Consider the following 12,074-nt stretch of genomic DNA (forward strand, 5'->3'; position numbering starts at 1 on the left):
GTCAGACCTCGATCTGAGCCCTTCTCTCCCACCGCGGTGACGGGAGATGGATCAGCACCAGTCCGATGGCGGCGATGACGGAGTTCCGGAACGCGGGATCGAGACCGTTCCAGGCAGTGGAGCGCCACATCTGGAACCACTCCCCTCCGATGGAGATGAAGCCGCCGACGAACAGCAGGATGATCATGACCAGTCCGACCGACGACCACACCCGGGCGGCATGGAATCCGTGGCCGAAGAATCCGCGGACGAAGAACACGACCGCGACGATCAGGACGATGGCGCTGGCCGACTCCCAGACGATGACGCCGATGTAGGCGATGTTCCAGATCACGGGATCTGTGATCGCACGCCACATCACGTCGGGATCGAGGCCCTTGCCGGCGTCCTGACCGAAGTTGGTGGTGTCCATGGCGAGGACGTGCTGCACGAAATCGAAGTTCGTGCCGTAGTCCGTGATGTTGCCCAGGGCGACGAGGAAGATGTAGAGCCCGTTCACGAGAACGAGTGCGGCGGCCGCGAACGGAAGCGAGCCGAGAACGTGCCAGCGGGGTTCGACCCCTGTGCGAGCGTCGGTCATGGCCACAAGATAGTGGAGGACGGCGATGCGATGCCAGACCTTCAGATCACCGTCAGCCGTCGACCTGTCCCCGAAGGTCCCACACCTCCTCGAGGGGCACGAACCCCTCGGCGCCGTCGGCGTCGCGGAAGAGCTCGACGAACGGCCCGATCTCGGCCTGCCACGCGTGGTCGGCGGGATCATCGGCCAGAGCCGCGAGCGCAGCATCCCAGTCCTCGCACTCGACCAGGTGGAAGAGGCGGTGCCCCGAGCGCCAGATCGTCCAGTCGCGGATGCCGATGCGGGCGAACGTCGCAGCCAGGGCGTCGGGGATGCGGGCGTGGTGCGAGCGATAGTCGTCGATCGCGCCGTCGCGGATCTCGGAGTGCAGAGCGATGCGCATGCAGAGCCTTTCGTCAGTTGCGGGGGCGGAAGGAGATCGCGACCGGCGTCGCGGCATCCGCCGTCTCCACCAGGATGGCACCGTCCGCGCGCGACGCAGTGACTCGTGCGTCGCCGATCCGCGCGGTCGCCTCGTCGAGCACGCCCTCCGGATCGGGCAGCCGAACGCTTCCGCGCTGATCGATCACCGCATGGATCTCGTCGCCGGAGCGGGTCCACCGCAGCCAGGGCTCGTCCGACGGCCGCAGCCGCTCTTCGGGGTGCGCGCCGAACACGGCGTGTCCGTATCGGCTGTTCCAGTCGCCGATCCCCTCCAGCGTCTGCCGTTGCAGATCGGGGATGCGGCCGGATGCTTCGAGGCCGATGTTCAGCAGCAGGTTGCCGCCGCGCGAGACGACGTCGACGAGCAGACGCACGGCATCGTCGGCGGAGAGCAGCTGCGCGCTCGTCTCGTTGCGGTTGTGTCCGAACGACAGCCCGATGCCCCGACAGTTCTCCCAGGCCTCGCCGACCTCGACGGCCGTGCCGTGCACGTATTCGCTGGTGCGGAAATCCCAGTGGGATTCGCCCCACCGGTCGTTGACGACACCGTCGGGCGCCGCGTCGTAGAAGGTGCGGAAGGCGTGGGCGAGGCTCTTCGGCCCGGGCTCGATCCCCGCGGCCGGCCAGCGGATGTCGCCCCACAGGATGTCGGGTCGATAGCGGTCGATGAGATCGATCACGTGGTCGTGCGCGTACTCCGCGTAGGCCGGATCATCGGGAGCGGGGTCGTCGTCGTGCTCGATGGGCGGCAGGTCGGAGAAGTGCCAGTCGAGCCCGCCGGAGTAGTAGACGCCGAAGCGGAGCCCGGCCGCCCTGGTCGCGTCGGCGAAGGCGCCGATCAGGTCGCGCTGCGGACCGCGCGCGACGGTGTTGCGACCGTCGGTGGCGGGTGCATCCCAGAGGGTCACGCCGTCATGATGTTTCGTGGTCGGGATGAAGTACCCGGCCCCCGTCGCGGCGACCACGGCGAGCACCTCGTCGGGGTCGAAGTCCTCGGCCTTCCACTGATCCAGGAAGTCGTCGTAGGGCGCGCCGCCGTGCGCCTTCTGCTGATGCTCACGCGCGGGCGAACCCTCGATGCGGATGGTGTTCGCGTACCACTCGGCATAGGGATTGTGCGCGTACCACTGCTCGCGCGGCACGGCTCCGAGCTCACCCGTGGGCTCCGCCCATGCGGGCACCGAGTACGGGCCCCAGTGCACGAAGATCCCGAGCGCCGCCCCTCGGAACCACTCGGGGAGCGGCCGCTCGAACTCTCGATACGCCTCGGGCCGCACGGCATCCGGCTTGAACATGGCCATCATCAGCCCCTTCCTTCACACCCTTGTGGATCGGATCATCTATCACGTATCCTATAGGAAATCCGAACCTCGAAGGAGAGAGTTCCATGACGGACGCAGGTTTCCTCCGCACGACCGAGCGCATCCCCGGCGGTGAGTGGTTCAGCGGCGCGGGCTTCGGCATCTTCGTGCACTGGGACCAGGCATCGCAGCAGGGTATCGAGATCTCCTGGCCGCTGGTCGGCCGCTCGATCATTCCCGGAGTGGATGCCGTGGACGACGCGGTCACGGTCGCCGGCTACCAGGCGACGGCTCCGACGTTCGATCCCACGGCGTGGGATGCGGTCGACCTGGCCCGCCGCGTCAAGGCAGCCGGCGCGACCTACGTCGTCTTCACCGCCCGCCACCACGCCGGGTACAACATGTTCTTCACGGCGGAGTCCGACTTCGGCGTCGAGCACGGACCGTTCGGCCGCGACATCACGCGTGAGTTCGTCGACGCGGTGCGCGCCGAGGGGATGAAGGTCGGCATCTACTACAGCCTTCCCGACTGGAACCACCCCGACTACCCTGCGTTCCGCGACGAGGATCTGCCCTACAAGCTCGAGCACTGGCCGGCCGCCGGCCTCCCCGAGTTCGCCGACACCCCCGACGCCACCGACCGCCACCGCCGCTCGAGCGCCGAGGAATGGAACCGGTACCTCGAGTACGTGCGCGCACAGCTCACCGAGCTGCTGACGAACTACGGCACGATCGACCTGCTCTGGTTCGACGGCGACTGGGAGCGCTCGGCCGCCGAGTGGACCGCACCGGGGCTGCGCCGCCTCATCAAGGAGCTGCAGCCGGACGTCGTGATCAACGATCGCCTGCCCGGCCAGGGCGACTACCGCACTCCCGAGCAGGGCTTCCCGCTCACCGTGCCCACCGGCCCCTGGGAGCTGTGCCTGACCATCGGCGACCACTGGGCCTGGCGCAAGGGACCGGACAACGAGAAGTCGGCGCGCTCGCTGCTCGTGACGCTCATCGACGTGGTGGCGCGCGGCGGCAACCTCCTGCTCAACGTCGGCCCCGGTCCCGACGGCACGCTGCCGGACATCGAGAACGAGCGCCTGCAGGAGTTCGCCGAATGGATGCAGGACCACGGCGAGTCCGTGCTCGGCGTCGAGCCCACGCAGGGCATCGACTTCCACGGCCCCAGCACCGCTCGCGAAGGGCGCCTCTACCTGCATCTCACCGCGCTTCCCGTCGATGAGATCATCGTGCGCGGACTTCCCGTGCGTCGGATCACCCGCGTGCACCGCCTCGCCGACGATCTCGAGCTGCAGCACGACGCGAGCTTCGAAGTGCATGAAGCGTCCACGGCCGGAGACGAGTCCGGCGAGCTGCGCATCGTCGCCCCCGCGCCCAGCGGCGCCCTGGTCGACGTGATCGCCATCGACTTCTCCGACGACTGACCCGAGCAGCACTCACCCGAGCAGTACCCCCACACCCACGCATCGAAAGCAGCATCCAACGAAGGAGGCAGTCAGTATGAATGCAGTCTCGAAGCGGCGCGCGAAGCGCCTCATCCTCACCGGCGCCGCCGGTCTCACCGCCCTCACGCTTGCCGGCTGCGCCGGCGCCTCGGGCGGCGGCGGCGAAGCCGGCGGACCCCTCGTGCTCTACACCTGGGCCGCGAGCGAAGGCGATCAGGCCCAATGGGCCGACTTCATCTCCGGCGCACAGGCCGAAGACGCCGACCTCGACATCAGCGTCGAAGGACCGAGCTTCAACGACTACTGGACCAAGGTCAAGACCCGGCTCTCCGGCTCCAACCCGCCGTGCCTGCTCACCACGCAGGCCGCCCGTGCACAGGAGCTCGGCGATCTGCTCATGCCGCTCGACGAGCTGATCGAGAAGAGCGGCTTCGACGTCGACAACATCGACGCCTCGATGCTCAGCGGCATGACCGTCGAGGGCACGATCCGGGCGATCCCCTACGACGCCGAGCCGATCGTGCTGTTCTACAACGTGGAGGCTTTCCAGGCCGCCGGTCTCGAGCTGCCGGGCGCCGAGTACACCCGCGACCAGTTCATCGCCGACGCGAAGGCCCTCACCGACGGCGAGAACAAGGGGCTCGCCCTCGCACCCGGCATCTTCATCCCCAACGCCTGGTCGCTGGCCGACGGCGTTCCCGCGGTCACCGAAGACGGCGAACTCGATCTGACCAACCCCGACTTCGTCGAGCAGATGCAGAGCTTCTTCGACCTGGTCTCGGTCGAAGGCGTCGCGAAGGCACCCGAGGCCGCCGACGGCTCCGAGGTCTCGCAGCAGGCCTTCACGAGCGGCGCGGTGCCGATGCTCATCGAAGGACCGTGGATGTACGGCAGCTTCGCCGAGACGGCCGACTTCACGCTCGGCGTCACGATCGTGCCGTCGACCAGCGGCGAGGCGGCGGCCATGACCGCGGGCTCCGGTTTCGGCATCGCCGCGAACTGCGAGCGCCCCGACGAGGCCTTCGCCGCGATCACCGCACTCACCTCGCTCTCCGTGCAGGAGAAGCAGGCCGAGGCCCGTGGCATCGTGCCCGCGCGCATCGAAGCCCTGCCCGCCTGGGCCGAGGGCAAGACGGAAGGCGCCTCCGAGGTCGTCGAGGCACTGCTCTCGAACGCGACCCCGCAGCGCACCACCCCGACCTGGAACCAGGTCGAGACCCTGATGACGCAGTACGGCGTGCAGGGCTACCGGGGTGAGCTGACCGCCGAGGAGATCATGGAGACGATCCAGAACTCGGTGCAGGGCTGAGCGGATGGCGATCATGAGCGAACGGAGAGAGGCCGCGGCCTCCTCTGCGCTGCCCGGCGGGGTGGGGGTGCCGACCGGCGCCCCCGCCCCGCGGGTTCCGCGACTGCCCCGCCGCCGAGGTCAGGGCTGGATCGCGGTGGCGTTCCTCGCCCCCGGGATGATCGGCTTCGTCCTCTTCATCCTGACGCCGCTGTTCGGATCGGCCTTCATCAGCCTCTTCGACTGGAAGCTGTTCGGCAGCCCGGACTTCATCGGCATCGAGAACTACCTCAAGCTGTTCCGCGACCCGACGTTCTACACGGTGCTCGGGAACACGGTGATCTTCGCGGTCGTCTACACGGCGCTGAACCTCTTCGTCGCGCTCGTCATCTCCCTGTGGCTCAACACGCGGATGAAGGCGGCCGGGGCGTGGCGGGTGATCTTCTTCCTCCCGGTCATCACGCCGATGGTCGCCAACGCTCTCGTCTGGCGGCTGCTGCTCTCGCAGGACGGGCTCGTCAACTCGATGCTCGCGACCGTCGGCATCGACGGGCCCAACTGGCTCTCGGATTCGGCGTGGGCACTCCCGTCCGTGATCGCGATGTCGGTCTGGCAGTCGTTCGGCTACAACGTCATCGTGCTGTCGGCCGGCCTCAGCGCCATCCCGAAGGAGCTCCTCGAGGCCTCCCGCATCGACGGCACCTCGGCATGGCAGCGTCTGCGGTTCATCATCCTGCCGCTGCTGTCGCCGTCGCTCTTCTTCTGCTCGACGATGACGATGATCGGCGCCTTCCAGGTGTTCGTGCAGCCCCTGTTCCTCACGCAGGGCGGACCGGGCGAGAGCACCAACACGTTCGTGCTCTACCTCTACCGCAACGGGTTCGTCTTCGACCGGCTCGGCTACGCCTCCGCGCTCGCGTGGATCCTGTTCCTCGTCGTGATGCTCATCACGGCCCTGCAGTTCGTCGGCCAGCGCAAGTGGGTGAACTATGAGTGACGTCCGAGTGAGTCTGCCCCGGCGAGCGCATCAGCGCCGGGCATCCGTGAAGGTCTGGCTGAACACCGCCGGGATCGCGATCGTCGCGCTGATCTTCGCGTTCCCGTTCATCTGGATGTTCCTCACCGCGCTGAAACCCGAGGACGAGGTCTTCACGGCCACACCGCAGATCTTCGGCTCCGAGATCCGCTGGGCGAACTTCGTCGAGGCCTGGACGGTCGTGCCCTTCGGGCGCTTCATCCTCAACGGGCTCTTCGTCGCGATCGCCGGAGCCGCGCTCTCGGTCGTGGTCGCGGTGCTGTCGGCCTACGCCTTCTCGCGGCTGCGCTTCCGGTTCCGCGACAAGCTGTTCCTGCTGTTCGTGCTGACGCTCGTGCTGCCGCAGGAGGTGCTGGTGGTGCCGCTGTTCATCATGATCAACAGCTGGGGCTGGAACGACAGCTACGGCGCCCTGATCATCCCGTTCGCGTTCACCGCGTTCGGCACGTTCCTCATGCGGCAGTTCTTCCTGACGATCCCGATCGAGTACGAGGAGGCCGCCCTGATCGACGGCGCCTCGCGTCTGCGCACCCTGTGGTCGGTGCTCATGCCCCAGCTGATCGCGCCGCTCAGCGTGCTCGCCGTGTTCTCGTTCATCGGCTACTGGAACTCGTATCTCTGGCCCCTGATCATCATCAACACGCAGGAGATGGCGACCGTGCCCCTCGGACTCGGGATGTTCACAGGACAGTTCGGCACGCAGTGGTCGCTGTTGATGGCGGCGTCCACTCTCGCCGTCATCCCCTCACTGATCCTCGTGCTGCTGCTGCAGAGGCAACTGATCAAAGGGGTCACCCTGGGCGGACTCGGAGGACGATGATGAACACACGACAGCTCACTCTCGACGGCGCGGAGGCGCTCACCCTCGGGAGCCGGATCGTCGACGCGACCGCCCGGCTGTGCGACCTCCCGGTCGAGATGCCGCGGACGGACGCGCTGCAGTCCTTCGTCAAGCAGGAGACGATCTTCGTGCGCCTGCGCACCGCCGACGGGTCGGACGGCGTCGGATACAGCTACACGATCGGGACGGGCGGCGGGGCGGTGCTGAGCCTGCTGCGCGAGACCCTGCTGCCGACCCTGATCGGCCTCGACGTCGAGCGGCCCGAGGCGGTGTGGCGTGCGCTCTTCGGCGTCACACGCGCCACGACGGTCGGGCCGATCACGGCGCTCGCCCTCGCCGCGGTCGACACAGCCGTGTGGGATGCGCGAACCCGTCGCGCAGGTCTGCCGCTGTGGGTCGCCGCCGGCGGCGCCTCGCCCTCCGTGCCGATGTACGACACCGAGGGCGGCTGGCTGCACTTCACGACCGATCAGCTCGTCGCGCAGGCCGTCGAGGCGAAGGACCGCGGCATGGGCGGGGTGAAGATCAAGGTCGGGATGCCGCGCGGCCATGAGGATCTCGACCGGCTCCGCGCCGTGCGGGAGGCGGTCGGCCCCGGCATGGACATCATGGTCGACGCGAACCAGTCGTTCACCGTCTCGGAGGCGGTGCGTCGTGCTCGGCTCTTCGAGCAGGTCGACGTGTTCTGGTTCGAGGAGCCCCTCCCCGCGGAGGACGTCGAGGGGCACCGCCTGCTGGCGCGCTCGACCTCGGTGCCGATCGCGGTCGGCGAGAGCATGTACTCGCTCGGCCACTTCCGCGAGCACCTGCAGCGCGGGGCGGCGTCGATCGTGCAGCCCGATGTGGCCCGCGTCGGCGGGATCACGCCCTGGCTCAAGATCGCGCACCTCGCCGAATCCTTCAACGTGCCGGTCGCCCCGCACTTCCTCATGGAGCTGCATGTCTCACTCGTCTGCGCGATCCCGAACGCGCTCTACCTCGAGCACATCCCGCAGCTGCGCGCCGTGACGACCGACGAACTGCGCATCGAGGACGGGCGCGGCTGGGCTCCCTCGGCGCCGGGCCTCGGCATCGCCTGGGACGACGACGCCCTCGAGCGGCTGAGCGTCGGATGACGGCATCCGCTCCGGTGCGCATCGGACGCGGCGGCCTGACCGCTCCTCCCGTCGGCTACGGCGCCGCATCGCTGGGGAATCTGTATGAGGCGCTGGCCGACGACGCCTGGCCGGAGATCGTCCCCGCAGCCTGGAGCGGCGGCATCCGCTATTTCGACGTCGCCCCGCACTACGGACTGGGCCTGGCGGAACGCCGACTCGGCGAGAGCCTGCGCGCGCTGCCGCGCGACGAGTACGTCGTGTCGACGAAGGTCGGCCGACTGCTCGTGCCACAGGATGCCGCGGGTCGCACCGACGCCGAGAACCTCTTCGCCGTGCCGGCCGACCACCGGCGTGTGCGCGACTACTCGCGCGACGGGGTGCTGCGATCGATCGAGGCCTCTCTCGAGCGTCTCGGCCTGGACCGCATCGACCTCGTGCTCGTGCACGATCCTGACGAATACGAGCGCGAGGCGCTCGACGGCGCGTTTCCCGCGCTGAGCGAGCTGAGCGACCAGGGCGTGATCACCTCCTTCGGTGCCGGCATGAATCAGAGCGCGATGCTCGCGCGCTTCATCGCCGAGACCGATTCCGACGTCATGATGGTCGCCGGGCGGTGGACGCTCCTCGACCAGTCCGCCGCCGACGATCTGCTGCCGCTCGCGATCGAGCGCGACGTGTCGGTCCTCGCCGCGGCGGTCTTCAACTCCGGCATCCTCGCGACGGACGACCCCGGTGCGGACGCGACGTTCGACTACGGCCCGGCCGGCAGTGCGGTCGTCGAGCGGGCGCGGTCGATCTCCGCGGTCGCCCGCCGTCACGGGCGCACCCTCCCCGAGCTCGCGGTGCAGTTCCCCCTCACCCACCCCGCCGTGGCCGCCGTGGTGACGGGCGGGGCGAGCGCGGAGCAGGTGACACGCAACAGCATGCTCGCGGCCCGGTCGGTTCCCGATGCCGTCTGGGATGAGCTGGCGGAGCGGGGACTCGTCGGATTTCGCCCTGTCCGCGCCCGGGCGAGCGAAGAGCTACCCGTACGATGAGACTCATGTTCAGCGACGACGTGGATCGCAGCCCCCGGGCGCTCCCCGCGCGACGCGCCCTCGTCGACGACGTGTACGACGCCGTCCTCGGACTCCTCATGGACCGGGTGATCGAGCCGGGCGCACGCGTGAACATCGACGCGGTGGCCCGCGATCTCGACGTGTCGCCGACGCCCGTGCGCGAGGCTCTCACCCGGCTGGAGTCGGAAGGACTGGTCGCGAAGCGCGCACTGAAGGGCTACGTGGCCGCTCCTCTGCTCGATGCCGCCGGCCTGCGCGACCTCTACGACATGCGCGAGCTCCTCGAGCCGGAGGCCGCGAGGCGGGCATCGGCGAACCTCGACGACGCCACCGCCGCGGAACTGTCCGACTCGGTCGGGCAGATGCGCACGGCATCCGCCCCCGATGACGACGAGAACTTCCAGAACTACCGGCGCTTCATCGAGGAAGATCTGCGCTTCCATCACCTCATCGCCGACCGGGCTCTCAGCCCGCTGCTCTCGGAGGCGATCGTCCGGCTGCGGTCGCACATGCACCTGTACCGGCTGAACTTCCGTCACGATTTCGAAGACGACACCGTCAACGAGCACGAGCAGATCCTCGACGCGCTCCGCCGTCGCGATCCGGATGCCGCCGCATCGGCGATGCGCCGTCACATCGAGAACTCGTATCACCGCCTCGGCCCCATCCTCGCGCGTCGGGGCGAGGATCAGTCCGACCGCTGACCCGCTGCGGGTTGCGGTGCGTCCGGCGAACCCGGATGATTAATTCATGACGTCAAGTATCAGCCTCCCCCGCGTCGCGTCGCTCGGGAAGCCTCCGCTCGCACACCTCCGCCGCGGAGGCGTCAGCGTGGTGTTCGCGGCCGACGCCTTCGGCGCGCCGGCACTCGTGCACTGGGGTCGGGCGCTCGACGACGCCGACGTCGCCGGCCTGCTCGCCACCGCGGCCCCCGCCGTGATGAACGCCTCGATCGACATCCCGCGCTCGTTCTCGATCGCCGCCGGTCGCGCGCACGGGTGGTCGGGAACTCCCGCGATCGAGGCGGATGCCGCGGATGCCGTCGTCGACGGCTTCACGCTGATCGACACGGATGCCGAGGTGGCACGCGTGCGCTTCACCCTCCGCGATGCGGCCTCACTCGCCGACGCCGTCTTCGCCTACGAACTGGACGCGGCCGGCATCCTCCACGCCGCGATCGAGATCCGCAACGCCACGGCCGACCGGGCGATCGACATCCGCGCCGCCCGCGCACTCCTCCCCCTGCCCGCCCGCGCCGAAGAGGTGCTCGACTTCTCGGGCCGCTGGACGAACGAGCGGCTTCCCCAGCGATCGACCATTCACGACGGCACCTGGCTGCGCTCGTCGCGCCGCGGCCGTCCCGGTCATGACGCATCGATGCTCACCATGGCCGGCACCTCGGGTTTCCGGTTCCGCTCGGGCGAGATCTGGGCGGCGCACCTGGCGTGGAGCGGCAACCAGGAGACTCTGGTGGAGCGGCTCCCCGAGGGTGCGGGCGTGCACCGCTCGGTGCTCGGCTCCGGCGAGCTCGTCGATGCCGGCGAGGTGCGCCTTCAGCCCGGTGACACCTACCGGGCGCCCGAGGTGCTGTTCGTCTGGAGCGACGAGGGGATCGACGGCGTGACCGCGCGACTGCACACCTTCATCCGCTCGCGTGCGGACCATCCCCGGTCGCCCCGTCCGCTGCTGCTGAACACCTGGGAGGCCGTGTACTTCGACCACGACCTCGAGAAGCTCTCGGCCCTCGCCGCCTCCGCCGCCGAGCTCGGCGTGGAGCGGTTCGTGCTCGACGACGGCTGGTTCCGCGCCCGCCGCGACGATCACGCCGGACTCGGCGACTGGTTCGTCGACGGCGACGTCTGGCCGAGCGGTCTGCGGCCGCTGTCCGACCGGGTCCACGAGCTGGGCATGCAGTTCGGCCTCTGGTTCGAGCCCGAGATGGTGAACCCCGACTCCGACCTCGCGCGTGCGCATCCGGACTGGCTCCTGGGCGAATCGCGACTGCTGGAGTCGCGCCATCAGTTCGTGCTCGACTTCTCCCGCGACGACGTCGCGTCCTATGTGATCGAACGCCTCGACGAGGTCATCGCCGACTCCGCGGTCGACTTCGTGAAGTGGGACCACAACCGCGACCTGCACGCGGCGCTGGGCGCGCACGGCGACCGTCGCGTGCGGGAGCACACGCTCGGCGTGTACCGCGTGCTCGACGAGATCCGTCGTCGCCATCCGCAGCTCGAGATCGAGTCCTGCGCGAGCGGCGGCGGCCGTGTGGACCTCGGCATCCTGGCGCGCACCGATCGCGTCTGGGCCTCGGACTGCAACGACCCCATCGAGCGGCAGAGCATCCAGCGCTGGACGCAGACCCTGCTGCCGCCCGAGCTCATCGGCTCGCACGTCGGCCCCACCGAGTCGCACACCACGCACCGGCACGCGTCGTTCTCGTTCCGCGCGGTCACGGCGCTCTTCGGCCACGCCGGCATCGAGTGGGACATCGACGAGGCCGACCCCGAGGAGCGCCGCGCGATCGCCGCCTGGGCCGCTCTCTACAAGGAGGTGCGCGGCCTGATCCACACCGGCGTCACGGTGCGCGCCGACGCGGTCGACGACGGCACGATCCTGCACGGCGTGGTTGCGCACGATCGCCGCGAGGCGATCTTCGCCTGGGTGCGCACCGCGACGAACGGCATGGCCCACACGGCGCGCGTGCCGATCCCCGGACTCGATCCGCGCACGCTCTACCGCGTGCGGGTGCGAGAGGAGGTGGGCGCCGCGAGTCGGCACGAGGTCGACGATCCGGCATGGCTGCAGGCCGATGACGACCTCATCTGCACCGGCGCCGTCCTGGAGCAGGGGCTCCCGCTGCCCGTGCTCAACCCCAGCCAGGGGATGCTGCTGCACCTCCAGGCCGTCGGGGCCTGAGCCTCGCCGGAATGGGTTGCGCTCGGCCCCAGGCAGAGTTATATTACGATGTAAAGTAATCCACCCGAGAGGTAGCC

Annotated in this window: 11 protein-coding genes; 8 read left to right on the top strand and 3 right to left on the bottom strand. The window is 69.0% G+C overall.

The window, feature by feature from the left end; all coding sequences use genetic code 11:
* Position 1: 1 nt before the first annotated feature.
* From LC452_RS04570 to LC452_RS04580, 3 genes are read right to left on the bottom strand one after another with little or no spacing between them, the layout of a single operon-like run.
* The gene (locus LC452_RS04570) at positions 2–580 is read right to left on the bottom strand and encodes a DUF2165 domain-containing protein (RefSeq protein ID WP_223622844.1); all 579 of its coding nucleotides are present in this window, start codon (positions 578–580) and stop codon (positions 2–4) included.
* 52 nt (positions 581–632) lie between these two features.
* Positions 633–962 (bottom strand): L-rhamnose mutarotase, encoded by a 330-nt coding sequence (locus tag LC452_RS04575; protein WP_223622845.1) that lies wholly within the window; start codon positions 960–962, stop codon positions 633–635.
* Between the two features lie 13 nt (positions 963–975).
* On the bottom strand, positions 976–2,304 hold the full coding sequence (locus LC452_RS04580) for an alpha-L-fucosidase (protein ID WP_223622846.1): 1,329 nt from the start codon (positions 2,302–2,304) through the stop codon (positions 976–978).
* Positions 2,305–2,390: 86 nt separating this feature from the next.
* Between LC452_RS04580 and LC452_RS04585 the strand changes: the two genes are divergently transcribed.
* The 8 genes from LC452_RS04585 to LC452_RS04620 all read left to right on the top strand — a co-directional run bounded on the left by LC452_RS04585 (position 2,391) and on the right by LC452_RS04620 (position 11,997).
* A complete protein-coding gene (locus LC452_RS04585; protein WP_223622847.1) occupies positions 2,391–3,737 on the top strand; it encodes an alpha-L-fucosidase in 1,347 nt (448 codons plus the stop codon).
* Positions 3,738–3,813: 76 nt separating this feature from the next.
* On the top strand, positions 3,814–5,067 hold the full coding sequence (locus LC452_RS04590) for an ABC transporter substrate-binding protein (protein ID WP_223622848.1): 1,254 nt from the start codon (positions 3,814–3,816) through the stop codon (positions 5,065–5,067).
* Positions 5,068–5,080: 13 nt separating this feature from the next.
* Positions 5,081–6,043 carry a carbohydrate ABC transporter permease gene (locus LC452_RS04595; RefSeq protein ID WP_223622849.1) on the top strand — a complete coding sequence of 321 codons (963 nt, stop codon included), beginning with the start codon at positions 5,081–5,083 and terminating at the stop codon, positions 6,041–6,043.
* Positions 6,036–6,902: a carbohydrate ABC transporter permease gene (locus tag LC452_RS04600; RefSeq protein ID WP_223622850.1), complete on the top strand. Its 867-nt coding sequence runs from the start codon at positions 6,036–6,038 to the stop codon at positions 6,900–6,902. Before LC452_RS04595 ends, LC452_RS04600 begins: the two co-directional genes overlap by 8 nt.
* Positions 6,899–8,038 (top strand): mandelate racemase/muconate lactonizing enzyme family protein, encoded by a 1,140-nt coding sequence (locus LC452_RS04605; RefSeq protein WP_223622851.1) that lies wholly within the window; start codon positions 6,899–6,901, stop codon positions 8,036–8,038. The genes LC452_RS04600 and LC452_RS04605 overlap by 4 nt, the downstream gene beginning before the upstream one ends.
* Positions 8,035–9,057, top strand: a complete 1,023-nt coding sequence (locus tag LC452_RS04610) for an aldo/keto reductase (protein ID WP_223622852.1) — start codon at positions 8,035–8,037, stop codon at positions 9,055–9,057. The genes LC452_RS04605 and LC452_RS04610 overlap by 4 nt, the downstream gene beginning before the upstream one ends.
* A 5-nt stretch (positions 9,058–9,062) precedes the next feature.
* The gene (locus LC452_RS04615; RefSeq protein WP_223622853.1) at positions 9,063–9,782 is read left to right on the top strand and encodes a GntR family transcriptional regulator; all 720 of its coding nucleotides are present in this window, start codon (positions 9,063–9,065) and stop codon (positions 9,780–9,782) included.
* A 46-nt stretch (positions 9,783–9,828) separates the two neighbouring features.
* A complete protein-coding gene (locus LC452_RS04620) occupies positions 9,829–11,997 on the top strand; it encodes an alpha-galactosidase (RefSeq protein ID WP_223622854.1) in 2,169 nt (722 codons plus the stop codon).
* The last annotated feature ends 77 nt before the right edge of the window (positions 11,998–12,074 follow it).

This window comes from Microbacterium sp. EST19A (assembly GCF_019969685.1).
Classification (GTDB): domain Bacteria; phylum Actinomycetota; class Actinomycetes; order Actinomycetales; family Microbacteriaceae; genus Microbacterium.

Excerpts from the sequence above, each read along its gene's own strand:
- LC452_RS04590 (WP_223622848.1), top strand. The coding sequence starts at position 3,814 with ATGAATGCAGTCTCGAAGCGGCGCGCGAAGCGCCTCATCCTCACCGGC.
- LC452_RS04615 (WP_223622853.1), top strand. The coding sequence starts at position 9,063 with ATGTTCAGCGACGACGTGGATCGCAGCCCCCGGGCGCTCCCCGCGCGA.
- LC452_RS04570 (WP_223622844.1), bottom strand. The coding sequence starts at position 580 with ATGACCGACGCTCGCACAGGGGTCGAACCCCGCTGGCACGTTCTCGGC.
- LC452_RS04595 (WP_223622849.1), top strand. The coding sequence starts at position 5,081 with ATGAGCGAACGGAGAGAGGCCGCGGCCTCCTCTGCGCTGCCCGGCGGG.
- LC452_RS04585 (WP_223622847.1), top strand. The coding sequence starts at position 2,391 with ATGACGGACGCAGGTTTCCTCCGCACGACCGAGCGCATCCCCGGCGGT.
- LC452_RS04605 (WP_223622851.1), top strand. The coding sequence starts at position 6,899 with ATGATGAACACACGACAGCTCACTCTCGACGGCGCGGAGGCGCTCACC.
- LC452_RS04600 (WP_223622850.1), top strand. The coding sequence starts at position 6,036 with ATGAGTGACGTCCGAGTGAGTCTGCCCCGGCGAGCGCATCAGCGCCGG.
- LC452_RS04575 (WP_223622845.1), bottom strand. The coding sequence starts at position 962 with ATGCGCATCGCTCTGCACTCCGAGATCCGCGACGGCGCGATCGACGAC.
- LC452_RS04610 (WP_223622852.1), top strand. The coding sequence starts at position 8,035 with ATGACGGCATCCGCTCCGGTGCGCATCGGACGCGGCGGCCTGACCGCT.
- LC452_RS04580 (WP_223622846.1), bottom strand. The coding sequence starts at position 2,304 with ATGGCCATGTTCAAGCCGGATGCCGTGCGGCCCGAGGCGTATCGAGAG.
- LC452_RS04620 (WP_223622854.1), top strand. The coding sequence starts at position 9,829 with ATGACGTCAAGTATCAGCCTCCCCCGCGTCGCGTCGCTCGGGAAGCCT.